At 66.1% G+C, this 23,713-nt stretch carries 23 protein-coding genes and 1 pseudogene; 8 read left to right on the top strand and 16 right to left on the bottom strand.

Annotated elements, in window-relative coordinates:
* Positions 1 to 97: 97 nt before the first annotated feature.
* Positions 98 to 862: pseudogene (gene cobA, locus RM532_RS14605) on the bottom strand (uroporphyrinogen-III C-methyltransferase); the annotation flags it as partial.
* A 113-nt stretch (positions 863 to 975) separates the two neighbouring features.
* Here cobA and cysB point away from each other — a divergent pair.
* Complete coding sequence (cysB, locus tag RM532_RS14600; protein ID WP_311654074.1) at positions 976 to 1,956, top strand: HTH-type transcriptional regulator CysB; 981 nt, start codon at positions 976 to 978, stop codon at positions 1,954 to 1,956.
* Positions 1,957 to 1,964: 8 nt separating this feature from the next.
* Here the strand turns inward: cysB and serS are convergent, their stop codons facing one another.
* Entirely contained in the window at positions 1,965 to 3,254 is a 1,290-nt protein-coding gene (gene serS, locus RM532_RS14595; protein WP_311654073.1) for a serine--tRNA ligase, read from the bottom strand.
* A gap of 99 nt (positions 3,255 to 3,353) precedes the next feature.
* On the opposite strand from serS, the gene RM532_RS14590 reads away from it, so the two are divergent.
* Positions 3,354 to 4,025: a haloacid dehalogenase type II gene (locus RM532_RS14590; protein ID WP_311654072.1), complete on the top strand. Its 672-nt coding sequence runs from the start codon at positions 3,354 to 3,356 to the stop codon at positions 4,023 to 4,025.
* Here RM532_RS14590 and RM532_RS14585 read toward each other — a convergent pair.
* The 6 genes from RM532_RS14585 to RM532_RS14560 all read right to left on the bottom strand — a co-directional run bounded on the left by RM532_RS14585 (position 4,018) and on the right by RM532_RS14560 (position 10,325).
* Positions 4,018 to 4,149: an MFS transporter small subunit gene (locus RM532_RS14585; protein ID WP_311654071.1), complete on the bottom strand. Its 132-nt coding sequence runs from the start codon at positions 4,147 to 4,149 to the stop codon at positions 4,018 to 4,020. The genes RM532_RS14590 and RM532_RS14585 overlap by 8 nt on opposite strands.
* Positions 4,146 to 5,513, bottom strand: coding sequence for an L-lactate MFS transporter (locus tag RM532_RS14580; RefSeq protein ID WP_311654070.1), 1,368 nt, complete (start codon positions 5,511 to 5,513; stop codon positions 4,146 to 4,148). Before RM532_RS14580 ends, RM532_RS14585 begins: the two co-directional genes overlap by 4 nt.
* Positions 5,514 to 5,597: 84 nt before the next feature.
* Positions 5,598 to 6,881, bottom strand: a complete 1,284-nt coding sequence (locus RM532_RS14575) for a replication-associated recombination protein A (protein WP_311654083.1) — start codon at positions 6,879 to 6,881, stop codon at positions 5,598 to 5,600.
* A gap of 28 nt (positions 6,882 to 6,909) precedes the next feature.
* A complete protein-coding gene (locus RM532_RS14570) occupies positions 6,910 to 7,299 on the bottom strand; it encodes a VanZ family protein (RefSeq protein WP_311654069.1) in 390 nt (129 codons plus the stop codon).
* Positions 7,296 to 7,934 (bottom strand): outer membrane lipoprotein periplasmic chaperone LolA, encoded by a 639-nt coding sequence (gene lolA / locus RM532_RS14565; protein WP_311654068.1) that lies wholly within the window; start codon positions 7,932 to 7,934, stop codon positions 7,296 to 7,298. The genes RM532_RS14570 and lolA overlap by 4 nt, the downstream gene beginning before the upstream one ends.
* A gap of 66 nt (positions 7,935 to 8,000) precedes the next feature.
* Positions 8,001 to 10,325: a DNA translocase FtsK gene (locus RM532_RS14560; RefSeq protein WP_311654067.1), complete on the bottom strand. Its 2,325-nt coding sequence runs from the start codon at positions 10,323 to 10,325 to the stop codon at positions 8,001 to 8,003.
* A 161-nt stretch (positions 10,326 to 10,486) separates the two neighbouring features.
* Between RM532_RS14560 and RM532_RS14555 the strand changes: the two genes are divergently transcribed.
* The 4 genes from RM532_RS14555 to infA are packed head-to-tail and all read left to right on the top strand — an operon-like array spanning position 10,487 to position 13,057.
* On the top strand, positions 10,487 to 10,822 hold the full coding sequence (locus RM532_RS14555; RefSeq protein WP_311654066.1) for a hypothetical protein: 336 nt from the start codon (positions 10,487 to 10,489) through the stop codon (positions 10,820 to 10,822).
* 51 nt (positions 10,823 to 10,873) lie between these two features.
* Entirely contained in the window at positions 10,874 to 12,028 is a 1,155-nt protein-coding gene (locus RM532_RS14550; protein WP_311654065.1) for a GNAT family N-acetyltransferase, read from the top strand.
* Positions 12,025 to 12,780, top strand: a complete 756-nt coding sequence (gene aat / locus RM532_RS14545) for a leucyl/phenylalanyl-tRNA--protein transferase (RefSeq protein WP_311654064.1) — start codon at positions 12,025 to 12,027, stop codon at positions 12,778 to 12,780. Before RM532_RS14550 ends, aat begins: the two co-directional genes overlap by 4 nt.
* 58 nt (positions 12,781 to 12,838) lie before the next feature.
* Positions 12,839 to 13,057: a translation initiation factor IF-1 gene (gene infA, locus RM532_RS14540; protein ID WP_311654063.1), complete on the top strand. Its 219-nt coding sequence runs from the start codon at positions 12,839 to 12,841 to the stop codon at positions 13,055 to 13,057.
* A 30-nt stretch (positions 13,058 to 13,087) separates the two neighbouring features.
* Here the strand turns inward: infA and clpA are convergent, their stop codons facing one another.
* The 5 genes from clpA to RM532_RS14515 all read right to left on the bottom strand — a co-directional run bounded on the left by clpA (position 13,088) and on the right by RM532_RS14515 (position 17,633).
* Positions 13,088 to 15,349 (bottom strand): ATP-dependent Clp protease ATP-binding subunit ClpA, encoded by a 2,262-nt coding sequence (clpA, locus tag RM532_RS14535; protein ID WP_311654062.1) that lies wholly within the window; start codon positions 15,347 to 15,349, stop codon positions 13,088 to 13,090.
* A gap of 34 nt (positions 15,350 to 15,383) precedes the next feature.
* The gene (clpS, locus tag RM532_RS14530) at positions 15,384 to 15,710 is read right to left on the bottom strand and encodes an ATP-dependent Clp protease adapter ClpS (RefSeq protein ID WP_311654061.1); all 327 of its coding nucleotides are present in this window, start codon (positions 15,708 to 15,710) and stop codon (positions 15,384 to 15,386) included.
* A 119-nt stretch (positions 15,711 to 15,829) separates the two neighbouring features.
* On the bottom strand, positions 15,830 to 16,864 hold the full coding sequence (plsX, locus tag RM532_RS14525) for a phosphate acyltransferase PlsX (protein WP_311654060.1): 1,035 nt from the start codon (positions 16,862 to 16,864) through the stop codon (positions 15,830 to 15,832).
* A 41-nt stretch (positions 16,865 to 16,905) separates the two neighbouring features.
* Positions 16,906 to 17,088, bottom strand: coding sequence for a 50S ribosomal protein L32 (gene rpmF, locus RM532_RS14520; protein ID WP_311654059.1), 183 nt, complete (start codon positions 17,086 to 17,088; stop codon positions 16,906 to 16,908).
* Between the two features lie 17 nt (positions 17,089 to 17,105).
* Entirely contained in the window at positions 17,106 to 17,633 is a 528-nt protein-coding gene (locus RM532_RS14515) for a YceD family protein (RefSeq protein ID WP_311654058.1), read from the bottom strand.
* A gap of 112 nt (positions 17,634 to 17,745) precedes the next feature.
* Here RM532_RS14515 and RM532_RS14510 point away from each other — a divergent pair, with 112 nt between their 5' ends.
* Entirely contained in the window at positions 17,746 to 18,345 is a 600-nt protein-coding gene (locus tag RM532_RS14510) for a Maf family protein (RefSeq protein ID WP_311654057.1), read from the top strand.
* On the opposite strand, the gene RM532_RS14505 is transcribed toward RM532_RS14510, so the two are convergent.
* Positions 18,309 to 19,001: an HAD family hydrolase gene (locus tag RM532_RS14505; protein WP_311654056.1), complete on the bottom strand. Its 693-nt coding sequence runs from the start codon at positions 18,999 to 19,001 to the stop codon at positions 18,309 to 18,311. The two genes, RM532_RS14510 and RM532_RS14505, sit on opposite strands and share 37 nt — an antisense overlap.
* A complete protein-coding gene (locus RM532_RS14500; RefSeq protein ID WP_311654055.1) occupies positions 18,988 to 19,875 on the bottom strand; it encodes an RluA family pseudouridine synthase in 888 nt (295 codons plus the stop codon). Before RM532_RS14500 ends, RM532_RS14505 begins: the two co-directional genes overlap by 14 nt.
* Positions 19,876 to 20,246: 371 nt before the next feature.
* On the opposite strand from RM532_RS14500, the gene RM532_RS14495 reads away from it, so the two are divergent.
* Positions 20,247 to 23,222: an Rne/Rng family ribonuclease gene (locus RM532_RS14495; RefSeq protein ID WP_311654054.1), complete on the top strand. Its 2,976-nt coding sequence runs from the start codon at positions 20,247 to 20,249 to the stop codon at positions 23,220 to 23,222.
* Positions 23,223 to 23,265: 43 nt separating this feature from the next.
* On the opposite strand, the gene RM532_RS14490 is transcribed toward RM532_RS14495, so the two are convergent.
* On the bottom strand, positions 23,266 to 23,713 hold a 448-nt coding region (locus RM532_RS14490), incomplete at its 5' end, for a low molecular weight protein-tyrosine-phosphatase (RefSeq protein WP_311654053.1).

Raw genomic sequence — 23,713 nt, 5'->3', positions numbered from 1 at the left:
AGGATCGCCACGCCCGCTTCCGCAGATACTGCGAGAATGGAGCTTCGTCGTAACGCGCCATTTATGACGCCGGCCCAGGCCACGGCAATGCCAGTCACTATTCGGTCCCGGCGGTTGACCCGCGATTCCGATCGAACCAGTCCAGCTGCGCCCTCAGGCGCACCACTTGCCCCACGATCAGCAGACTCGCGCCGCTCACATCGGCTGCTTCCACCGCCGCCGGCAGCCGGGTCAGGTCGGCCTCGATCACTCGCTGGGCCGCGGTTGAACCATCCTCGATCAGGGCAGCCGGCCAGTCGCCTGACAACCCGTGCTCGATCAGCCGGGCGCAGATTGTCGGCAACGTGTTGCGCGCCATGTAGAACACCAGGGTCTGATCCGGCCCGGCGAGGCAAGGCCAGTCCAGCGGCAGCTCGCCGCCGCTCTGCTGATGGGCAGTAATGAACTGCACCCGCTGGGCACAGTCACGATGGGTCAGCGGAATACCGGCATAGGCCGCGCAGCCCTGGGCCGCGGTCACGCCGGGGACCACTTCAAACGGAATACCGGCGGCAGCCAGTTCGGCGATTTCTTCGCCGCCGCGGCCGAACACGAACGGATCGCCGCCCTTCAGGCGCAGCACCCGCTTGCCGGCCCGGGCCAGTTCCACCATCAGGCCGTTGATGCGGTCCTGCGGCAGAGTATGGCGGCTCGCCCGCTTGCCCACATGAATGCGTTCGGCGTGGGCGGGGATTTCAGCCAGCAGTTCGGGCTGGATCAGGCTGTCGTACAGCACCACATCCGCCCGCTGCAGCAGGCGCGCGGCCTTGCGGGTGAGTAGATCAGGGTCGCCGGGACCGGCGCCGACCAGCCAGACTTCGCCGGATTCGCTCATGCGTGGATCACGGTCGGCGAACCCGCCAGGCCTGCCGCAGCGACTATCAAAAAGAGAATAACCATTTTTGTCCAGATAACCTGCGGGTATATTATACCGCCATGAAACTGCGCCAGCTCCAATTCATCCACGAGGTGGCCCGCCGCAATCTCAACATCACCGCGGCGGCCGAGTATCTGAATACCTCCCAGCCGGGCATCAGCAAGCAGATACGGCTGCTTGAGGAGGAACTCGGGGTGGAGATATTCGCGCGCAACGGCAAGCATCTGGACCGGATCACCCCGGCGGGCGAGGAAATCCTGAAGGTCGCCCGCCGCATGCTGCACGAGGCGGACAACATCCATCGCGCGGCGGACGAGTTCCAGTCGGCAGACAGCGGCGACCTGTCGATCGGCACCACCCACACCCAGGCGCGCTATGCCCTGCCCGGCACCATCCAGAGCTTCAAGAAGCGCTATCCGCGAGTGTCACTGCATCTCAACCAGGGCTCGCCGCCGCAGATCGCCCAGTGGGCGGCCGACGGCGAGGTGGACTTCGCCATCGCCACGGAAGCCATGGAGCATTTCGAGGAGCTGATCATGCTCCCCTGCTACCACTGGAACCGCTGCGTGCTGGTGCCGCCCGATCATCCGCTGGCCTCGGTGGAAAAGCTCACCATTCCGGCGTTGGCCCAGCACCCGTTGATCACCTATACCTTCGGCTTTACCGGGCGCTCGCAGCTGGATCGGGCTTTCATCACCCGCGGGGTGTCGCCCGACGTGGTCCTGACCGCGGTGGACGCCGACGTGATCAAGACCTACGTGCGGCTGGGGCTGGGCATCGGCATCGTGGCCAACATGGCCTATGATCCGGACGAGGACAGCGACCTCGTGCGCCTGGACGCCAGCCATCTGTTCGAATACAGCACCACCCACATCGGTTTCCGGCGCAATACCTACCTGCGCGCCTACATGACGCGCTTCATCGGCATGTTCGCGCCGCATCTGACGCCGGACGTGGTGGAACGGGCCATCGAGTATCACCCGGGCGATCGCTACCGCCGTCTGATCGAGGAATTGCAGCCGGAGCTACCCCGGGAGTAGAGCCGGACTCAGCCGTCAGCCACCGGTGCCAGCCGCGTGTCGCCGCCCATGTAGGGCTGCAGCGCCGCCGGAATCGCGACACTGCCGTCCGCCTGCTGGTGATTCTCCAGCAGCGCCACCAGCGCCCGGCCGATCGCGACTCCGGAGCCGTTCAGGGTATGCACCAGCGCCGGCTTGCCGGTCTCGGGATCGCGGTAACGGGCCTGCATGCGGCGGGCCTGGAAGGCCTCGAAGTTGCTGCAGGACGAGATTTCCCGATAGGTCTCCTGGCTTGGCAGCCACACTTCCAGATCGTAGGTCTTGGCCGCCGACGCCCCCAGATCGCCGCCGCACAGCGCGACCACCCGGTAAGGCAGCTCCAGTGCCTGCAGCACGGCTTCTGCGTGGCCGGTAAGCTGTTCCAGGGCGTCATAGGAGCTGGCGGGATCGACCACCTGCACCAGTTCCACCTTCTCGAACTGATGCTGACGGATCATGCCGCGCACGTCCTTGCCGTGGGCCCCGGCCTCCGCGCGGAAACAGGGGGTGTGGGCAACGAAGCGCAGCGGCATCGTGTCGGTATCCAGAATACGATCACGCACCAGATTGGTGACCGGCACTTCCGCCGTGGGAATCAGGTAGTAATCCTCGGGATCGGTCAGCCGGAAAAGATCCTCCCCGAACTTGGGCAGCTGACCGGTGCCGCGCAGGCTGTCCGCGGACACGATGTAGGGCACGTAGACTTCGCGGTAGCCGTGCTGGCGGGTGTGCATGTCCAGCATGAACTGGATCAGCACCCGATGCAGGCGGGCCAGATCGGCCTGCAGCACCACGAAGCGCGCGCCGGTGACCCGGGCGGCGGCCTCGAAATCCATCATCGCCAGCCCGGCGCCCAGATCGACGTGATCGCGTGGCATGAAGTCGAACTGGCGGGGCTCGCCCCAGCGGCGCTGCTCGACGTTGTCGTCTTCCGAGTCGCCCGCGGGCACGCTTTCATGCGGCAGGTTCGGCAGCGACCAGCGCAGCTCGTCCAGCTCGACCATCAGCGTTTCCAGATCCGACTTGGCGGCGTCCAGCTGATCGCCGAGGCCGGCCACCTCGGCCTTGAGCGGGGCGATGTCCTCGCCCGCAGCCTTCGCCTGGCCGATCGCCTTGGAGCGCCGGTTGCGCTCGGCCTGCAGTTCCTCGGCGCGAGTCTGCAGCTCGCGGCGCTGCGTTTCCAGGTGATTGAGCCGGGCCACGTCCAGAGTGAAACCGCGGCGGGCCAGGCCGGCGGCGACCTCGTCGGGTTCCTGGCGCAGCAGACGGGCATCGAGCATGGGTCGGTTCGGGCGGTTGCGGGATCGGCGCGCATTATAGGGGCACAGGCTGCGCGCTGCAGTGTGGACCCGCCGCGCCCGCGGGCTTAGGCTGACGGCATGACGCCCCGCACACTGATCTTCGACGTCAACGAAACGCTGCTGGATCTGGCGGCGCTGGACCCGCTGTTCGAGGCGTATTTCGGTGACGCCGCCCGGCGACGCGAGTGGTTCGCGCAGGTATTGCGCTGGTCAATGGTGACTACCCTGACCGGTGACCGGCGTGGTTTCAGCGAGCTCGCAATGGCTGGCCTCCATACCCTTGGGGAGCAAACTGGGCAGCCATTGGGCGATGCCGGTCAGGCCCGTTTCAAGGAGGCCATCCTCACGCTACCACCTCATACCGACGTGGCCCCTGCCCTGACGCGCCTCGCCTCCACCGGCTATACGCTGGTTGCACTGACCAACTCCGACCAGGTTGCCGTGGATACACAGCTGGCCAACGCCGGGCTTACCGACCACTTTGAGCAGATACTGTCTGTTGAGCGGGTGGGGCGGTTCAAGCCGCATCCCGCGGTCTACCGGATGGCGGCTGACACTCTGGCCCTGGCGCCATCACAGCTGCTGATGGTAGCGGCTCACGACTGGGACATTACTGGCGCCATGCGCGCCGGCTACGCAGGTGCTTACATCGCCCGCCAGGAGCCCGTCTATCACCGCGCCGGGGAGCCCCCCAACCTGGTCGCCCGGGATCTCGGCCACCTGGCCGATCAGTTGCTTCGGATTAGCTGAAAAGCTGGGCTGCCTTAGCCAGCGTTTCCAGTACCCCCCACCCCATCGGCACCAATACCAGCGTCCAGACCGCCATCAGTTGCCAGGTCGGTGTTTTCGGTGAATCGGCGTTTTGCGAGCTCATGAGCGGCTCCCCTCGGATTCCGGCCCGACATAGTGATGGCGGCTGTCCACCGCCCGAATCAACGCGTTGCAGATCAGACCCAGGAACAGCAGCGCCACCATGATGTACATGGTCACGGTGTAGGCCTGCGCCTTCGGTACCCCGGCCTCGATCTGGAACTCACGGATATAGTTGATCAACACCGGTCCCATCACGCCGGCGGCGGCCCAGGCCGTAAGCAGACGCCCATGAATGGCGCCCACATGCATGGTGCCGAAGAGATCCTTCAGGTAAGCCGGTACCGTGGCGAAACCACCGCCGTACATGCTCATGATCACGCAGTAGCAAAGCACGTAGAGCAGGACACTGCCCATGGCCGCGGCCGGCGGTACCGCAGCGTACAGCGCCATGCCTAGGGCGAAGAAGATCAGGTAGGTCTTCTTGCGACCGAGGTAATCGGAGGTCGATGCCCAGACAAAGCGACCGACCATGTTGAAAATGCTCAGCAGGCCGACGAAGCCGGCTGCCGCGGCAGCCTCGATCTTGCCCGGCATCATCTCCTGCGACATCGCCGATGCCTGGCCCAGCACGCCGATACCGGCACTCACGTTGAGAAACAGCACCATCCACACGAGATAGAACTGCGGGGTCTTGAGGGCCTCGTCCACGTGCACATGCGCGGTGGTAATGAGCTTGCTCGACTCGACCGGTGGCTGGTAGCCCGCCGGTAACCAGCCCTCCGGCGGCAACCGCACCAGCAGCGCCCCGATCGCCATGAAGGTGAAATAGATCAGCCCCATGGTCAGAAAGGTCGGAGCCACGCCCACCGACTCGGGGCCGGAGAACAGATCCATCAGGCCAACCGCCAGCGGCGAGCCGATCATGGCGCCACCGCCAAAACCCATGATAGCCATCCCGGTGGCCATCCCCGGGCGATCCGGAAACCACTTGATCAGCGTGGAAACAGGCGAAATGTAGCCGATGCCCAATCCGATACCACCCAGCACGCCGTACCCCAGATAGACCAGCCAGATAACGTGCAGCCAGATTCCCAGGGCGGAGACCAGGAAACCGCCGCCGAAACAGGTCGCTGATAGCAGCATGGCCTTGCGCGGCCCGACCTGTTCGAGCCAGCGCCCCGCGAACGCCGCTGACAACCCCAGACAGACAATCGAGATACTGAAAATCCAGCCCAGCGTGGTCAGCTTCCAGTCCTCGGGGGCGGATTCCGTGACCCCGATCAGCCGGGTCATCGGCAGATTGAAGACGCTGAATGCGTAGACCTGCCCGATACAGAGGTGAATGCACAGCGCCGCCGGAGGCACCATCCAGCGATTGAAGCCGGGCCCGGCAATCGTCCGCTCGCGATCCAGAAAACCTGCCATCAGGTGCTCCCCCTGTCGATTGTTCTGTTGTCGACCTTAACCCGTGCCGACACTGCGTGCGGTCGCGGCACGACACCGCAGCGGCTAGTCGGCCTTATCCTCGCCGGTCCCGCCTTGCCCGTGCAACGCCGCCAGCTTGGCCCGTATACGACCCTCGAGTCCGCGTTCCGTGGGCTCGTAGTAGCGGGTGCCGATCAGTCGATCCGGCAGATAGGTCTCGCCCGCCGCGTAGGCGTCCGGTTCATTGTGGGCGTAGCGATAGCCGGCCCCGTGGCCCAGGTCCTTCATCAGGCCGGTGGGGGCATTACGCAGGTGCATGGGCACCTCGAGACTGCCATGCTCGCGGGTGTCGCGCAGACCGGCCTTGTAGGCGTTGTAGACTGCATTGCTCTTGGCCGCGCAGGCCAGGAAGATCACCGCCTGGGCGATCGCCAGTTCCCCCTCGGGGCTGCCCAGCCGTTCGTAGGTCTCGCAGGCGTCCAGCGCCAGCCGCAACCCGCGCGGGTCGGCATTGCCGATGTCCTCGCTGGCCATGCGAACCACCCGCCGGGCGAGATAGCGCGGATCACAACCGCCATCGATCATCCGGCAGAACCAGTAGATGGCGGCATCCGGATCGGTGCCACGCACCGACTTGTGCAGAGCGGAAATCTGGTCATAGAAGGCATCACCACCCTTGTCGAACCGGCGCAGGCCCTCGCGCAGAACCTCCATCAGATCGGTCTCGGTGATAGTGAGCACGCCGTCCACATCGGTGGCGATGTCGGCGGCCAGTTCCAGCAGGTTGAGGGCGCGGCGGGCGTCGCCGTCCGCGCGCTCGGCCAGCTGATCTCTCAGTGTCGGCGCCATGGCCACCCCGCTCGCACCGAGTCCCCGTTCGTCATCAGCCAGCGCGCGATCGATCAGATGCCGCAGATCGGCGGCGGTCAACGACCGCAGCACGTAGGTACGGGAACGCGATAACAGCGCGTTGTTGACCTCGAAGGAAGGGTTTTCGGTCGTGGCCCCCACCAGCACCAGTGTGCCGTCCTCCACGAACGGCAACAGGCCGTCCTGCTGGGCCTTGTTGAAGCGATGGACCTCGTCGATGAACAGCAGCGTTGGCGCGTTATCGGCGTCGAGCGCGGCGCGGGCATCGGCCACCGCGGCACGGATATCCTTGACCCCAGCCATTACCGCAGAGATCTGCCGGAACCGATGTCCGGCCTCCCCGGCCAGCAGGCGCGCCAGTGTGGTCTTGCCGGTGCCCGGCGGCCCCCACAAAATCATGGAATGCAGCCGCCCGGCGGCCAGCGCCCGGCGCAGCGGCTTGCCTTCGCCGAGCACGTGCGCCTGCCCGACCATGTCCGCCAGCCCGCGCGGACGCATGCGGTCGGCCAGCGGCCGGCCAGCGGCGTTATCGCCGGATCCGGTCACCCAGCCCTCGCTCTATGCGAAGCATTACACGGCGCAGGCCGGCGCTGAACAGCAGAATGCCGATGACGATGCCGACCAGATTCGCCATCAGATCCGCCCATTCGGGCCGGCGGCTCGGGGTCAGGCTCTGCAGCACCTCAATCAGCCCGCCATAGGCCAGAAGCGCCAGGCCAACCCCGAGAAAAGCGCCGCGCCGCAGGGCGCCAAACCATGCCCCGAGTACGGCAAATGCGGCCAGGTGTCCCAGCTTGTCGCCGTAAGCGAGTGAGGGGCCCGGCGTATCCGGATAAAGCGCTAGCGCAAGCAACAGTCCGCATCCGCCCAGACCCAGCCACCACCAGACGATTGCCGGGTCGCGGACATCGATCACGGGCGCTGCTCGCGCCCGTCCACCACCGTCGCGTCATCGGGGATGACGAGCTGGAATCGCGCCGGGTCGATCTCGACGTCCACCGCCACGTCGGCAAAGCGGATACGCGTGGTCTGGCCCAGCTGATCGTCCAGTTCCATCCGCGCCGGCCGGCTGTCATCGAAGCCGATGCGAATCTCGGTGAAATCGCCATCCCCCTCGCGGGGCGTCAGCGTCACCCAGGCCAGGCCGTCACGACGACCGGCCTCCTCGATACGAAACGCCGATTCCAGTGCCTTGCCGCCGGCCAGCAGCTGGGCCGGTGTGGCACGCAGACTGCGGTCGACGTCGCGCACGGTCACCTGGGAGAGATCCACATCATGGAAGTAGAAGGCATTGCCGTCACTGACGATGATCTGCTCGTACGGTTCGCGGTAGCTCCAGCGGAAGCGGTCGGGCCGCGCCAACAGGAACTCGCCCGCAGTGCGCTGGATGGCTTCGCCGGTCTCGTCGACCTGCACCTGCTCGAAATCCGCCCGCAGCGTATCAACGGACCGGTAGAACGCCTGCAGGGCATCCTCGCCCTCGCCGGCCCTGGCGGTCGCGGCGGTGGCGGCGACGCCGGCAACCATACACAGGATGAGCAGATACCGCATCAAATCACTCCGAAGAAAACTCAGTTGCACCCAGACTACGGCCCCGGCGTGAACGAAACCTGAACATCAGTCGCGCGGCGGTGCCGGCGCCAGCACCTCACGGCTGCCGCCACCTTCCACCGGCCCGACGACGCCCGCCGCCTCCATCTGCTCCACCAGCCGTGCGGCCCGGTTGTAGCCGACCCGCAGGCGCCGCTGGACATAGGAAATCGAGGCCTTGCGGCTTTCGGTGACCACCGCCACCGCCTGATCGTAGAGGGGATCCTCCTCGGCGTCGCCACCGTCGATCCCGCCGCCCTCGTCGCTGTCGGCAGCACCGCTGAGAATGGCCTCGTTGTAGTCGGGTTCACCCGTCTGCTTGAGAAAATCGACCACCTTGTGCACTTCGTGATCGTCCACGAACGCGCCATGCACGCGGGTGGGCAGACCAGTGCCCGGCGGCAGGAACAGCATGTCGCCGTGACCGAGCAGGCTTTCCGCGCCCTGCTGGTCGAGGATGGTGCGGGAATCCACCCGGGAAGCCACCTGGAAGGCAATTCGGGTGGGGATGTTGGCCTTGATCAGACCGGTGATTACATCCACTGACGGCCGCTGTGTGGCCAGGATCATGTGCAACCCGGCCGCGCGGGCCTTCTGGGCCAGGCGGGCGATGAGTTCTTCCACTTTCTTGCCCACCACCATCATCAGGTCGGCAAGCTCGTCGACAATCACGACAATCGCCGGCATCGGCTCCAGTTCCGGCGCCGTTTCGCCCTCATCGCCCTTGAACATGGGATCCACGATCGGCCTGCCCTGCTTGCGGGCTTCTTCCAGCTTGCGGTTGAAGCCGGCCACGTTGCGCACGCCCAGCGCCGCCATCAGCTTGTAACGGCGTTCCATTTCCGCCACACACCAGCGCAGCGCGTTGGCGGCTTCCTTCATGTCGGTGACCACCGGCGCCAACAGATGCGGAATACCCTCGTAGACCGACAGTTCCAGCATCTTGGGGTCAATCATGATCAGGCGAACCTGCTCGGGCGACGCCTTGTAGAGAATCGATAGAATCATCACGTTGATCGCGACGGACTTGCCCGATCCGGTGGTGCCCGCGACCAGGAGATGCGGCATCTTGCCGAGATCAGCCGTCACCGGTCCGCCGCCGATGTCCTTGCCCAGCGCCAGGGTGACGCCCGACACTGATGCGGTATAGCGGGCGGATTCCAGAATCTCGCGCAGTGCCACGATTTCCCGCTCACGGTTGGGGATTTCCAGCCCAACCACCGACTTGCCTGGAATCACTTCCACCACGCGCACACTAGTGGTGGACATCGCCCGCGCCAGATCCTTGGCCAGATTCGTGAACTGGTTCACCTTGACCCCCGGCGCGGGGTCCAGCTCGAAGCGGGTAATCACCGGTCCCGGCTGCACGCCGACCACCTTCGCCTGCACGCCGAAGTCGGCCAAGTGCTGTTCCAGTTCCTCTGACAGACGCTGCAACGCCGCCTCGTCGTAGCCGGATACCGCCGCGCGGGCCGGATCCAGCAACTGCGGGCCCGGCAACGGATCATCCCGCTCGGGATCAAAGCGCACCGCCGGTTCATCGTTGTCCTGCTCGTCCATCGGCAGGTCCAGCTGGGTGCTGTCCGGTTTCGGCATTGACGGGCCCAGACTTGGCGATCGCCGGGGCCTGGCCTTTTTCGGTGCCGACGGCACGACCGGCGGGGCCGGCGGCTTGCGACGCCGGGCTTCCTGCCACTTGCGCAGAGCCTGCCACAGGCCCGCTAACCCGGCCGCTACCCCCCGGGCCGCCGACTGGACCCAGCGGCCCACTCGCTCGGTGACCGTCAGCCAGGAAAAGCCCAGCCCGGTCGACAGGGTGATGATGAACAGGGTGATCAGCAGCCATGCGGCGCCCGCAGTATTCAGGGCCGCCTGCAGGCCACCGGCGACCGAGCCGCCAAGAATGCCGCCGCTGCCCTGTGGCAGCCCCGCGCCGCCAGCCAGCGACAACGACGCCAGGCCGCAGCCCGCGGTCAGCCACAGCATCAGGGAGACCGCGCGCACGGTGATGCTCAGCGCGTCGCCCACCGGCTGCCGGCCGCCAGCATAGGCCAGCCACCCGGCGTAGAGGATCAGCCAGGGGAACACGAAGCCCAGATAGCCGAACAGGCTGAGCAGCACATCGGCGAACCAGGCACCGGGGCGGCCGAAGACATTGCTGACCACGGTATCGCCGGCCAGTCGTGACCAGCCCGGATCGGTGGGGCTGTGGCTGATCAGCGCGGCGAGCAGAAACAGCGTGCAGGCCGCCGCCAGGAACAGCGATGCCTCGCGCAGCAGACGGCCCAGCCGTTGCCGATACCAGGACTGGTCCGGCGCGGGGGCCTTGTTGATGCGGGACCGGGCCACCATCACGGGCCCCGGCGGCTTCCGGCCTGCCGAACCGGCTGCATTAAAGGGCGCGATCCCATGCCGTTAATTATAACGTGCGGCGACCCGCTTGCCTTGAACCTGCGCGCGGCGGGCGCATATTCAGGGCAGTACTCAGTGTCATGCAGCGAGGTGAATCGACCATGGCAACCCGACATTATCTGCTGGACCCGGACGGCCGGGTGGACGAATTCTCGGAACAGGAGGCGGCGCGCGTGGCCAGCGGCCTGAAACCACTGCCCCAGTATGCCGACAAGGCCCTGCGTTATCTGCAGGTCGCGTATGACGACAGCCAGCCGACACAAGGCGAGCTCCGCGTGTACACCACCGGCGCGCTGATCCGGTTCGATGGCGACGGCCGAATGACCGAAGCCGACGCGCTGGACAACGACACCCATCGCGTCAACGCCTTTGAACACGAAGCCTGCGTGCAGTTCGCGCTGCGTCATCAGGTGCCGGGGCAATACGTGCTGAATTGATTTCGGCCACCTGTCGGGGTTAGAAACGGGGGCATGTCCTGCCATGCCCCCGTGTCTCTGCGACGCCTCACTTCCATCAGCGACGTCGATGCCGACACCTGGAACGGGCTGGTCCGGGTGGCTGGCCACGGCGACTACCCCTTCATCCGCCACGAATACCTGTGTGCGCTCGAGGATTCCGGCAGTGTTGGCGCCGGCACTGGCTGGGCGCCCGAACACATCATCCTGGAAGACGACAATGGGCTGGTGGCGGCCGCGCCGGCCTACCGCAAGGCGCATTCCTTCGGCGAGTTCGTGTTCGACTTCGCCTGGGCGCAGGCCTACCGCCAGTGCGGCCTCGACTACTATCCCAAGCTGGTCTGCGCGATTCCCTTCGCCCCGGTGGAAGGTCCACGGCTGCTTGCCCGCGGCGAAAGCGAACGCGCGGAACTGGCCGCGGCCCTGGATGAAAATATCCAGCCCGGCGCACGGGAGGCCTCTTCGCTGCACATGCTGTTCGGCGACCGCGCCGACCTCCGCGCGCTGGAAGCCATCGGCGGCCTGTTGCGTCGTGACTGCCAGTTCCAGTGGTTCAACCGCGACTACGCGGACTTCGACGCTTTTCTGGGTTCCCTGCCCGCCAGGCGGCGCAAGGAAATTCGCCGGGAACGGCGCAAACTGCATGACGCCGGACTGGTGGTGGAGCACTGGCATCCCCGCGATATCGACGAGGACCTGTGGGACTGGCTTTATGCCGCCTACGCCCGCACCTATCGCATCCGGGGTCAGCTGCCCTACCTCAAGCCCGCCTTCTTCCGCCAGCTGGCCGCCACCATGCCGGATCAGGTCCATTACGCCATCGCCCGGCTCGGCAACCGGCCGCTGGGCATGGCGTTCATGATGCGCGGGGGCGACACCCTCTACGGACGCCACTGGGGCTGTATCGAGGACATCGACGGCCTGCATTTCGAGACCTGCTACTACCATGGCATCGACACCTGCATCCGCGAGGGCCTGGCCCGGTTCGATGCCGGCGCCCAGGGCGAGCACAAGATCCGGCGCGGATTCGAACCGGTAGCCACCTACTCCGCTCACCTGATCCGCGAACCCAGGCTGCGCCAGGCGATCGCCGATTTCCTGCAGCGTGAGCACCGAATGATGTCGGAATATCAGGACGAGCAGCGCCGCCGCTGCGCCTTTCCCGATGCCGGGACGCCCGCAGCATGACCAATCTGCGCCTGTACTGGCTGGATCCCGCGGATCCCGACGCCGGCTTTCCGGACCCGGCGCTGGCGCTGCATCAGCCCAACGGGCTGCTGGCCATGGGCGGGGATCTGTCGCCCACGCGGCTGGTCAACGCCTACCGGCGCGGCATCTTCCCCTGGTACAACCCCGAGGAGTCGATTCTCTGGTGGTCTCCCGATCCCCGGACGGTATTTGCCACCGACGCGGTCCACGTCAGCCGGCGCCTGGCCCGCATCATCCGCCAGGCCGACTTCGCGGTGACGCTGGATGCCGATTTCAACGCCGTGCTTGACGGTTGCGCCGCGCCCCGCGGCCACAACCCCGGCACCTGGCTGGGCTCGGACATGCGCGCCGCCTACCGCGCCCTGCACGAGCGAGGCCTGGCCCACTCCATCGAGTTCTGGCACCACGGACAGCTGGCCGGTGGGCTTTACGGAGTCGCATTGGGGCGGGTGTTCTACGGCGAGTCGATGTTTTCGCGCCAACCCAACGCCTCGCGCATCTGTCTGACGCTGCTGGCGCGGCAACTGGCCCGCTGGGGGTTTCCGATCATTGACGGACAGGTGGGGTCACCACATCTGTACCGGATGGGCGCATTCGACATGCCTCGCGCGGAATTCCTGGGGCTGGTGCGGCGCTACGGCAGCCAGCCGATGCCGGCCGGGCCCTGGCAATTCGACCTGACAGTGCCCGCTGGCCGCGTCCACCTGCCCGATCATGCCGTAAACGATTGAACCGCGGCGCGGTTTGCCGGATAATCGCGCGCTTTCCCGGCATGAATCAAACGAGGCAATGGCCAAGGAAGAACATATCGAGATGGAAGGCACGGTCGTCGAGACCCTGCCCAACACCACCTTCCGGGTGAAGCTGGAGAACGGTCACGTGGTGACCGCCCATATTTCCGGCAAGATGCGCAAGCACTACATCCGCATCCTGCGTGGCGACAGCGTCACCGTTCAGCTCACGCCCTACGACCTGAGCAAGGGTCGCATCACCTACCGCGGGCGCTGACGCGCGCCATCCCCGGCGATCACGGCACCGTCAGGCGCTGACCGTTTCCCGGGGAATCACCTCCAGATCCAGCTGGTCGTCGCGCTCGTGTACGACCACTCTGCCGCCACCGGTCAGCTGACCGAACAGCAATTCCTCGGCCAGCGGCTTCTTGATATGGTCCTGGATCACCCGGGCCATCGGGCGGGCGCCCATCTTGGGGTCGTAGCCGCGCCGGCCCAGCCAGGCGCGCGCATCGGCATCGACTTCCAGTGTCACGCCACGGCTCTCCAGCTGAGCTTCCAGCTGCAGAATGAACTTGTCCACCACCCGGCCGATCACGTCGTCGCCCAACGCGCGGAACTGGATGATGGAATCCAGCCGGTTGCGGAACTCGGGCGAAAAGGCGCGGCGAATCACTTCCATCGAATCGGTGGAATGATCCTGCTCGGCAAAGCCGATCGAACGGCGGGCCATGTCCTCGGCCCCGGCATTGGTGGTCATCACCAGAATCACGTTGCGGAAATCCGCTTCCCGGCCGTTGTTGTCGGTGAGCTTACCGTGGTCCATCACCTGCAGCAGCAGGTTGAAGACATCCGGGTGAGCCTTTTCGATTTCATCAAGAAGAACAAGTGAGTGCGGCTGCTTGGTAACAGCTTCCGTTAACAATCCACCCTGATCGAAACCGACGTAGCCCGGCGGAGCGCCGATCAGCCGCGACACCGTATGCCGCTCCATGTACTCGGACATGTCGAAGCGGATCAGCTCCACACCGAGATGCAGGGCCAGCTGACGGGTGACCTCGGTCTTGCCCACGCCGGTGGGCCCGGCGAACAGGAACGAGCCAATCGGCTTGTCCGGATTATCCAGTCCGGACCGGGCCATCTTGATCGCACCGGACAGAGTATCCACGGCCTCGTCCTGACCGAAGATCACCAGTTTAAGGTCACGGTCCAGCGTCTTGAGCACGTCGCGGTCGGAGCGGGACACGCTCTTCGGCGGAATCCGCGCAATGCGCGCCACCATGTCCTCGATATCGTGCACCTGTACCGTCTTGCGCCGACGGGTACTGGGACGCAGACGCAGGCGTGCCCCAGCCTCGTCGATCACGTCGATCGCCTTGTCCGGCAGATGGCGATCATTGATGTGCCGCGAGGACAGCTCGGCCGCGGCCTCCAGCGCCGTCTGGGTGTAGCGGACCTGGTGATGCTCCTCGAACCGGGGCTTGAGCCCGCGCAGGATCTGCACCGTGTCGGGCACGCTGGGCTCGGGCACGTCCACCTTCTGAAAGCGCCGCGCCAGGGCCCGGTCCTTCTCGAAGACGCCGCGGAATTCCTGGTAGGTGGTGGCGCCGATGCAGCGCAGTTCACCCGAAGCCAGCAGCGGCTTGATCAGGTTGGACGCATCCATCACCCCGCCGGAGGCCGCACCGGCCCCGATCACGGTGTGGATCTCGTCGATGAACAGCATCGAGCCCTTCTTGCGGCCCAGCTGCGCCAGCACGCCCTTGAGGCGCTTCTCGAAATCGCCGCGGTACTTGGTACCCGCGATCAGCGCGCCCAGATCCAGCGAATAGATGGTGCCGTCCGCCAGGATCGGCGGCACTCGATCCTCGATGATCAGACGCGCCAGGCCCTCGGCGATGGCGGTCTTGCCCACGCCGGCTTCGCCCACCAGCAGCGGGTTGTTCTTGCGACGCCGGCACAGGGTCTGGATTACCCGCTCGATCTCGTTCTCGCGGCCGATCAGCGGATCGATTCGGCCCTCGGCGGCCTTGCGGTTTAGGTTGGTGGTGTACTGCTCGAGGGGGCTCTTGCCGTCTTCCTCGGCGCCCTCGCCTTCCTTTTCGGCCGCGGCTTCGTCGCCGTCGCTTTCGGAACCGATCTTGGAAATGCCGTGGGAGATGAAATTGACCACATCCAGCCGCGTGGTGCCCTGCTCATTGAGCAGATAGACCGCGTGCGAATCCTGTTCGGAGAACATCGCCACCAGCACGTTGACCGCGCTGACTTCCTTCTTGCCGGAGGACTGGACGTGATACACCGCCCGCTGCAGCACCCGCTGGAAGCCGAGCGTGGGCTGAACCTCGTGGTCCTCGGCGTCGCTGACTACCGGCACGTGGGTATCGATATAAGCGCGCAGTTCCTGCTCCAAGCGCGTCATGTCCACGCTGCAGGCTTGCAATACCTCGACCACGCCCGGGTTGTCCAGCAGCGACAGCAGCAGATGCTCGATGGTGAGCATCTCGTGGCTGGCGCGCCGCGCGGTCATGAAGGCCGCGTCGAGGGCGGTTTGTAACTCCTGGCTCAGCATTGCGGGGAATCCTTGCGCGGTTGGCGCATCCGGTTCAAGCCTTTTCCATAGTACACAACAGCGGGTGCTGGTGGGCACGCGCGTAATCGTTGACCTGAGCGGTCTTGGTTTCGGCAATCTGGGCCGAAAAGGTGCCGGCCACCGCCTTGCCACGGGTATGCACGGTGAGCATGACCTGCATCGCCTGATCGCGCGAAAGCTTGAAGAAGCTCTGCAGGACTTCCACCACGAACTCCATCGGGGTGAAGTCGTCGTTGTGCATGACCACCTTGTAAAGCGGCGGCTGCCGGGTTTCCGGCGGCGCTTCCTGAACGTCGGCGCCGACGTCGCCGTCGGGTTGCTTCGGCGTGCTGTTGCTCATGAGCAGATAGCGGAATTCGGGCGGCTGCAGGACAGGACCGCATTGTATCAATCGCGGAGGCACGGTCAGGGGTAATCACGCGATGTTGGACGCGCCGGGGGCGCAAACGTTCCGAGCCGCTACTGAATGGCTTCGGCGTCCTCGCCCAGCACCGAGGCAAGCAGGTTGCTGATGCGCCGGGGCACGGAATTCTGCACCTCCAGCAGTGCGGTCTCCAGGGCGCTGTGGAAGGCCACCGCATCGGCGTCGCCGTGCGATTTGATCACGATACCCTGCAGGCCCAGGAAGCTGGCGCCGTTATAGTTGCGGGGGTCCACCCGCTTGCGGAAGGCCTTGAGCACCGGCATCGCCGCCAGGCCCGCCAGCCGCGTGCCCCAGTGCCGGGAGAACTCCTCCCGCAGGAACTGGGCGATGAGCTTGCCCAGGCCTTCACTGGTCTTCAGAGCCACGTTGCCGATGAAGCCGTCGCACACCACCACGTCGACGTCGCCGACATAGATGTCGTTACCCTCGACGTAACCGATGTAGTTGAGCTTGCTGCCGCTGAGCAGTCGTCCGGCCCACTGGATCTGCGGATTACCCTTGATTTCCTCGGCACCAATGTTGAGCAGGCCCACCCGCGGGTTGTCGATGCCGTGCACGGCGGATGCCAGTACCGAGCCCATTACCGCGAACTGGAACAGCTGCTCCGGCGTGCATTCGGAGTTGGCGCCCAGATCCAGCATAAGCGTGTGCCCGTTGCGCGAGGGAATCGGCGAGATGATGGCCGGCCGGTCGATGCCCGGCAGCGTCTTGAGCACGAAACGGGCGGTGGCCATCAGCGCGCCGGTGTTACCGGCCGACACGCAGGCGCAGGCGCGCCCGGCATGGACCAGGTCCACGGCCACGCGCATCGAGGAATCCTTCTTGCTGCGCAAGGCCTTGGAGGGGGCCTCCCACATGTCCACTACCTGCGAAGCGTGCTGAATTACCAGCCGCTCCGAGGTCTTGACCTTGTGTTCCGCCAGCGCGCGCTCAAGCAGCGCCTGGTCCCCGACCAGGATCAGGGACAGCTCCGGATGCTTGTCGAGACTGCGCAGCGCAGCCGGGACCGCGGCCTTGTAGCCCTGGTCCCCGCTCATGGTATCGATTGCGACGGTAGTGCCGGCGCTCATGATTCAAGGCGCCCGCATGAAGCCGGCGCGCGATCGGCGGCTCAGGCCTCGTCGCTGCGCTGGACCACCTGGCGGCCGCGATAGAAGCCGTCCTTGGTGATGTGGTGACGGCGATGGGTCTCGCCGCTGGTGGGATCCACCGACAGAGTCGGGTTGGTCAGCGCGTCATGGGCGCGCCGCATGCCCCGCTTCGAGCGAGTCTTTCGGTTCTGTTGGACAGCCATGGGTTCATCTCCCGAATTCAGTTGCCGCGTTTCCAGTCCGCCAGTCCGGCGAACGGGTTGTCCCGGCGCTTGCCGCCTTCGCGGGGCGCCGGCTCGCTGCGCGAGCAGTCGTTGTTGTTGCAATGCGCTGCCAGCGGCAACGCCAGAATCAGTTCGTCGTCGACCAGCGCGCCCACCGCCAGACTGTCGTCGTCCAGCACCAGCGGTTCGCGATCACGCGGCACCTCGGCCGCCGCATCATCGTCACGCACCATCGTCAGCCGCACGGTGACATGAATCGGCCATGCCACGCTCGCCAAGCATCGCTGGCAGACCAGCGGCACCGTGGCGGACAGCTGGCCATCCATGACCACGCGCCGTTGTTCATCCTCGCCGAAGTCCAGCACCAGCCGGGCATCGGCCATATCGGCCGAATCCCGGGACCAGTACAGGGATGACGCCAGCCGCGGCAGATCCGTCAGCGGCCAGTGCCCCTCGAGCCGGGCCTGAGTGGCGGCCAGTCGCCGCGGGTCCACGCGATCCGGCAGGCGCGAGGAGATCGTCATGGCGCGCGATAATAGACGGGCAACCCCCCGAAGTCAAAGACGTGCACCCGCTTGACAGGGCCGCCACCGCGCCGTTGACTACGCCACCCCACGCACTGCTCCCGACACCGATATGACGGCGCCGCTGATCCTAGCATCCGCTTCTCCGTTCCGCCGCGAACTGCTGGCCCGGCTGCGCCTGGCGTTCTCCGTGGAATCGGCAGATATCGACGAAACCGCACAGCCGAACGAGACACCCACCGAGCTGGTGGCACGGCTGGCGCGGGAGAAGGCGGAGACCGTGTACATGCGACGTCCCGGTGCAGCGGTAATCGGTTCCGATCAGGTGGCGGACCTGGACGGCCTCGTTCTCGGCAAACCCGGCAGCCGCGATCAGGCGATTGCCCAGCTTCGCCAGCAGGCAGGCCGGACCGTGATCTTTCGTACCGGACTCTGTCTGCTGGCGCCCGATACTGCGCCGCAGACCACCGTGATCGATGTGGAAACCCGTTTCCGCGCCCTGGATGAAGCGGAAATCACCCGCTACGTCGACCTGGAAGTGGTGACGGCCACCGCCGGCAGCATCAAGGCCGAGGGTCTGGGTATCAGCCTGGTGGAACACATTCGCAGTGACGACCCCACCGCCCTGATCGGCCTGCCGCTGATCACGCTCTGCCGGATGCTGCGGGTGGCTGGCTACTCACCCGGTGCGGACCCGACCGCCATCGCCTGATTATCAGTACGTGCTGTCAGCCACGCCGGCAGCGCCGCCACATCGGGAATCACCGCCAACGCGCCGGCCGCCATCAGCCGATCCGTATCGTGTACGCCACAGGCCACCCCGACCGCGGCGACCCCGGCATCGCGCGCCATGCGCATGTCGTATTCCGTATCTCCCACCATCAGCGCCGCATCCGGCATGGTGGCGGATTGCAGCAGAATATCCTCGAGCATGTCGGGCGCCGGCTTGGGCGTGGTTTCGTCGGCGCAGCGGGAAAAGCGGAAATACTGCCCGAGACCGGTCTCCCGGAAGTTGCGGTCCAGGCCGCGGCGGCTCTTGCCGGTGGCTACCGCCAACCAGTGGCCACGGCCGTGCAGATCGGCAATCGCCGCCTCGGCGCCGGCAAACGGCCGCGACTCTCCGCCCGGGGCGGTATATCGCCGGCGATAAGCGGTCAGTAGCGCCTTGACGCGGTCGACCTCCATTTCCGGAAACAAGCGCGCCAGCACGTCGTTCAGGCCCAGCCCGATCAATTCGCGCATCCGGTCGGCATCGCGTTCGGGCAACCCGATGTCCTGAATCGCCCGCTGCATCGACATCACGATTTCGGTGGCCGAATCCATGACCGTGCCGTCCCAGTCGAAAATGATGAGTTCAGGATGCGTCATCGCGGGGTCTCAATTGCTGAAGGAAGGCGGCCAGATCCTCGGGCGGCGGTAGCGCCCATGCATGACCGGTATCCGGCCGCTGCAATTGCCAGGCATGCAGACATAGCCGCGGCAGCCCGGCCGCGCGCAAGGCCCGGTTGGCGGGCCGATCACCATACTTGTCGTCGCCGGCCACCGGATGCCCGATATGGGCCGCGTGCACCCGAATCTGATGAGTGCGGCCGGTGCGGATGTGAACCGCCGCCAGCGTGGCATCGGCGAAGTGCTGCTGCGGCACGAACCGGCTGTGTGCACTGCGGCCGGCCGCATCGACCGCGCTCATGCGTTCGCCCCCCTGTTCCCGGTCCCGCACCAGCGGGGCATCCACGACCCGCTCGCCGCCTCGCCAGGCCCCGGTCAGCAGGGCCAGATAGGTCTTGTCGACGGCATGGTCGCGCCAGGCCGCGCGCCAGTCGTTGAGCGCGCGGCGATGGCGAGCCAGCAACAGGCAGCCGCTGGTGTCCCGGTCGAGACGATGAATCAGCTCCAGCCGCGGTTCGTCGCGGGCGGCGCGCAGCAGCTCCACCAGGCCGAAGCGGATGCCGGTGCCGGCATGCACGCTCAGGCCCGCCGGCTTGTTGAGGAGTAACAGATCCTCGGTTTCCTCGGCGATCGATGCGACCGCGGCCTGCATCAGCCGGTCCGGCGGGCGTCCGGGGTCGCTTCGCTCCGGCACGCGAACCGGCGGAATGCGCACGTCATCGCCGTCATTCAAGCGGGTGGCGGGCCTGGCCCGGCCCCGGTTGACCCGTACCTCGCCGCTGCGAATGATGCGGTAGATATGCGATCGGGGCACGTCGCGCAGGCTGCGCATCAGGAAGTTGTCGAGCCGCATGCCGGCGTCTTCGGAATCGACCCGAGCATGTCGTACTTGAGGGGTTGTCGCTTGCAGATTACACTCCCCCGGTCAACCGCCCTGCCTCGCGCCGCTGGCACGCCGCCAACGGCTGCCGTGAAGAGGTTCGGCCAGGTGACCGTGATTCGATCAAGCGTCGCTGCCGCGCACTGGCGCCGCAGTCCCGCAAGATTAGCATGGCGCGCTACTGACTCAGTCGCGTCCCGTGCTCAAACGAAAGACAACGAACGTAATTTTCATGCGCTCCCCCTGTGCACCAAAACGCCTGGCCGCCGCCCCCGAGGGCAAAGTGGTCGGCCGGGCGGCTGATTATCCGACTCGGGGTCGAGCGCCGACCGAGATCCGCTTTCATGAAACGTATTCTGATCAACGCCACGCAGCCCGAAGAGCTGCGCGTGGCCATCGTGGATGGCCAGCAACTTCGTGACCTTGATATTGAAGTAGGCTCGCGCGAACAGCGCAAGGCCAACGTCTACAAGGGCCGCATCACCCGCGTCGAGCCCAGCCTGGAGGCCGCCTTTGTCGATTACGGCGGCGACCGTCACGGCTTTCTTCCGCTGAAGGAAGTGGCCCGGGGCTACTTCAAGAACGACCCCGGCAGCGGCCGGGTCGACATCAAGCAGGTTCTGAGCGAAGGGCAGGAGCTCATCGTCCAGGTCGAGAAGGAGGAACGCGGCAACAAGGGCGCCGCGCTGACCACCTTCGTCAGCCTGGCCGGCCGCTACCTGGTGTTGATGCCCAACAACCCGCGCGCCGGGGGCGTGTCCCGCCGCATTGCCGGCGACGACCGCACCGACCTGCGCGAGGCCCTGTCGGAACTGGAACTGCCCAGCGGCATGGGCGTGATCGTGCGCACCGCCGGCGTCGGCCGGTCCCCCGAGGAGCTGCAGTGGGACTTGGACTACCTGGCGCAGTTGTGGGAAGCCATCGGCAAGGCCGCCGAGGAAAAGAAGGCGCCATTCCTGGTCTACCAGGAATCCAACGTCATCATCCGGGCACTGCGCGATTACCTGCGCGACGACATCGGCGAGGTGATCGTCGACCAGCCGGAAATCTATGAGAGCGGGCGCGAATTCATGGAGCAGGTCATGCCCCAGGCGCTGCCCAAGCTCAAGCTCTACAACGACGAAACGCCGCTGTTCTCGCGCTTCCAGGTCGAATCCCAGATCGAATCCGCCTTCCAGCGGGAAGTGCGGCTGCCCTCCGGCGGCGCGCTGATCATCGACCACACCGAAGCGCTGACCAGCATCGACATCAACTCGGCCCGCTCCACCGGCGGCGCCGGGATCGAGGAAACCGCGCTGCACACCAACTGCGAAGCGGCGGATGAAATCGCCCGACAATTGCGACTGCGCGACCTGGGCGGCCTGATCGTGATCGACTTCATTGACATGGACGCCAACAAGAACCAGCGCGAGGTCGAGCGCCGCCTGCGCGAAGCCGCGACAGAAGACCGCGCAAGGGTCCAGTTCGGCCGCATCTCCCGGTTCGGCCTGCTGGAGATGTCGCGTCAGCGCCTGCGCCCCTCGCTGGGCGAGTACAGCACCCTGCCCTGCCCGCGCTGTTCGGGCCAGGGCAACATCCGCAGCGTCGAATCCCTGGCGCTGTCGATCCTGCGCCTGGTCGAGGAAGAAGCCATGAAGGGCGGCACCGGCCGCGTCATGACCCATACGCCGGTCTCCGTGGCCAGCTTCCTGCTCAACGAAAAGCGCGGCGACATTGCGGACATCGAGAAGCGCACCGGCGTCGAGGTGACCGTGGTGCCCAATGCCGATCTGGAAACGCCGCATCACGAAATCCGCCGTGTCCGCGCCGACCAGCTGGCCGAGGACGGCAACGACGCCCGCAGCTACAAGCTCGAGACCGAAACCCCGGCCGAGCCGGCCAACGAACGCATGACCCGGGACAAGGTTGCCGCGCCACGCGCCGAACCGGCGGTCAAGCGCCTCGTCCGCGCCGCGGCGCCGGCCGGTGCCGCGCCGAAGCCGGCCGCCAAACCAGCCGGTCCCGGCATCTGGCAGCGTTTCGTGATCGCTCTGAAGAATCTGTTCAGCGGCAACGGCAAGACGTCAAAGGGCGATAACAAATCCCGCACGGGCGGCAAGACCAGCGCTGCCTCGTCGCGCGGCCGCAGTGACAGCCGCGACAACAGGCGGCAGCCGTCCCGTCGTGGCGCCAGCGATGGCGGCCGCGACCGCAGCGGCAACGATCGCCGTGGCCAGCAGAACCGACGTGGCGATAACAAGCCGCGCGGCAGTGGCAGCGGCCGCAAGCCGGGCACCGCGAGCAAGCCCGAGAGCGGCGATGCTCCCAAGGCCGACGACAACAAGCGCCAGAACAGTTCCGTGAAGGACAGTGCCGCCCAGGACAACAACACGGGCGACAGCAACAAGAACGACAACAATGATCGCCGTCAGGCCCGGGGCAACAAGCCCGAGGACGGCGAGGAAACCCGCAGCCGCAGTCGTCGCGGCCGTCGCGGCGGCCGTCGCCGTCGGGGTGGCCGGGGTCGCGGTAGCGGCAACGGTGAGACCGGTAGCAACAACGCCAGTACCGGCGACAACACCAGCGACAGCAATAACGCCGATCAGGCCGCCGATGGGGCAGCGAACACCGCCGCCAGCGGCAACGATACCCGCCAGCGCGATGATGGCAACCGTCACCGCGACGACGCCAACCAGAGTGAGACGCCAGCAACCACGTCACCCGCGGACAGCAACGACAACAGCGCTACCGGCAACCAGACCGCCGACATGCCGAATGAGACGAGCGCGGATGACAGCCACGACCAGAAGCGCTCGGATAGCGGATCCAAGGGCGACGATAGTGGCGGCGAGCCGCTGAATGATGCTGCGAACACCCCTCCCGAAACCGTGGATGGTGACAAGGCCGATCAGTCCGCCAGTGACAGCGACGAGTCCGGCGGCGACACCAAGCCACGCGGACGCACGCGCCGCCCGCGGGGCGGCACCCGTAATCGCCGCAAGTCTTCCGACAAGAACGTTGAGGCGACGGAAGCGTCCTCCGAGGAAATGCCGGCGGACGCCGCCACCGGCAGGGCGGCATCGCTATCAGACGACGCCACCCCTGCCGAGACGGGCGCCGGACGTGACGAGGGTGACGCCGCGAAGCCGGCCGCCGAGACAGCATCCGCCAAGCCGTCCGCGGACGAGCAAGTGGATGCTCCCGCAGCCGACAAGGGCAGCGATAACCAGAAGCGCGACGCGGAACCGGCACTGAAGCAGGTCGAAACCCGGCCCGATGCGCTGGCCGACGGCAACGAAGCCGCCGAAAAGCCGGAGCCGGCCGACAGCTCCACCCGCTAAGCGTTTGCGATAACAACCGGACCGCCCATCCGGGCGGTCCGGCTCAGTCGGCGGGCCGCAGGCGCGCCTCGATATCGTCGAACAGCGCCTCACAACCGCGTTGCACCGCATCGAAGACCCGTTCGAAGCCGTCACCCGCGCCGAAATACGGGTCGGGGACTTCGCCGCCGCCCGCATAGTCCAGCAGGCGGTGGATTTCCGCCGAGCCGCCGTGGCGGACCTTCAGCGCCAGCAGGTCCTCAAGGTTGGCGTTATCCATCGCCAGCACCAGATCGAACCGGTCGAGATCCGCGGCTTCCACCTGCCGTGACCGCAACCCGGCCAGATCAACGCCGTGACGCTTGGCGGTGGCCGTGGACCGCGAATCCGGTGACGCACCGACGTGATATCCGTGGGTCCCCGCGGAATCGATGTCCACCAGCTCGACCAGCCCCCGGCGGGCGCGGATCGCCCGGGCCACGCCCTCGGCAGTGGGTGACCGGCAGATGTTT

The sequence above is a fragment of the Spectribacter hydrogenoxidans genome (assembly GCF_031846275.1).
GTDB lineage: Bacteria > Pseudomonadota > Gammaproteobacteria > Nevskiales > Salinisphaeraceae > Spectribacter > Spectribacter hydrogenoxidans.
The sequence above is the reverse complement of the archived record's forward strand: the minus strand, read 5'-3'. Positions and strand labels throughout refer to the sequence as shown.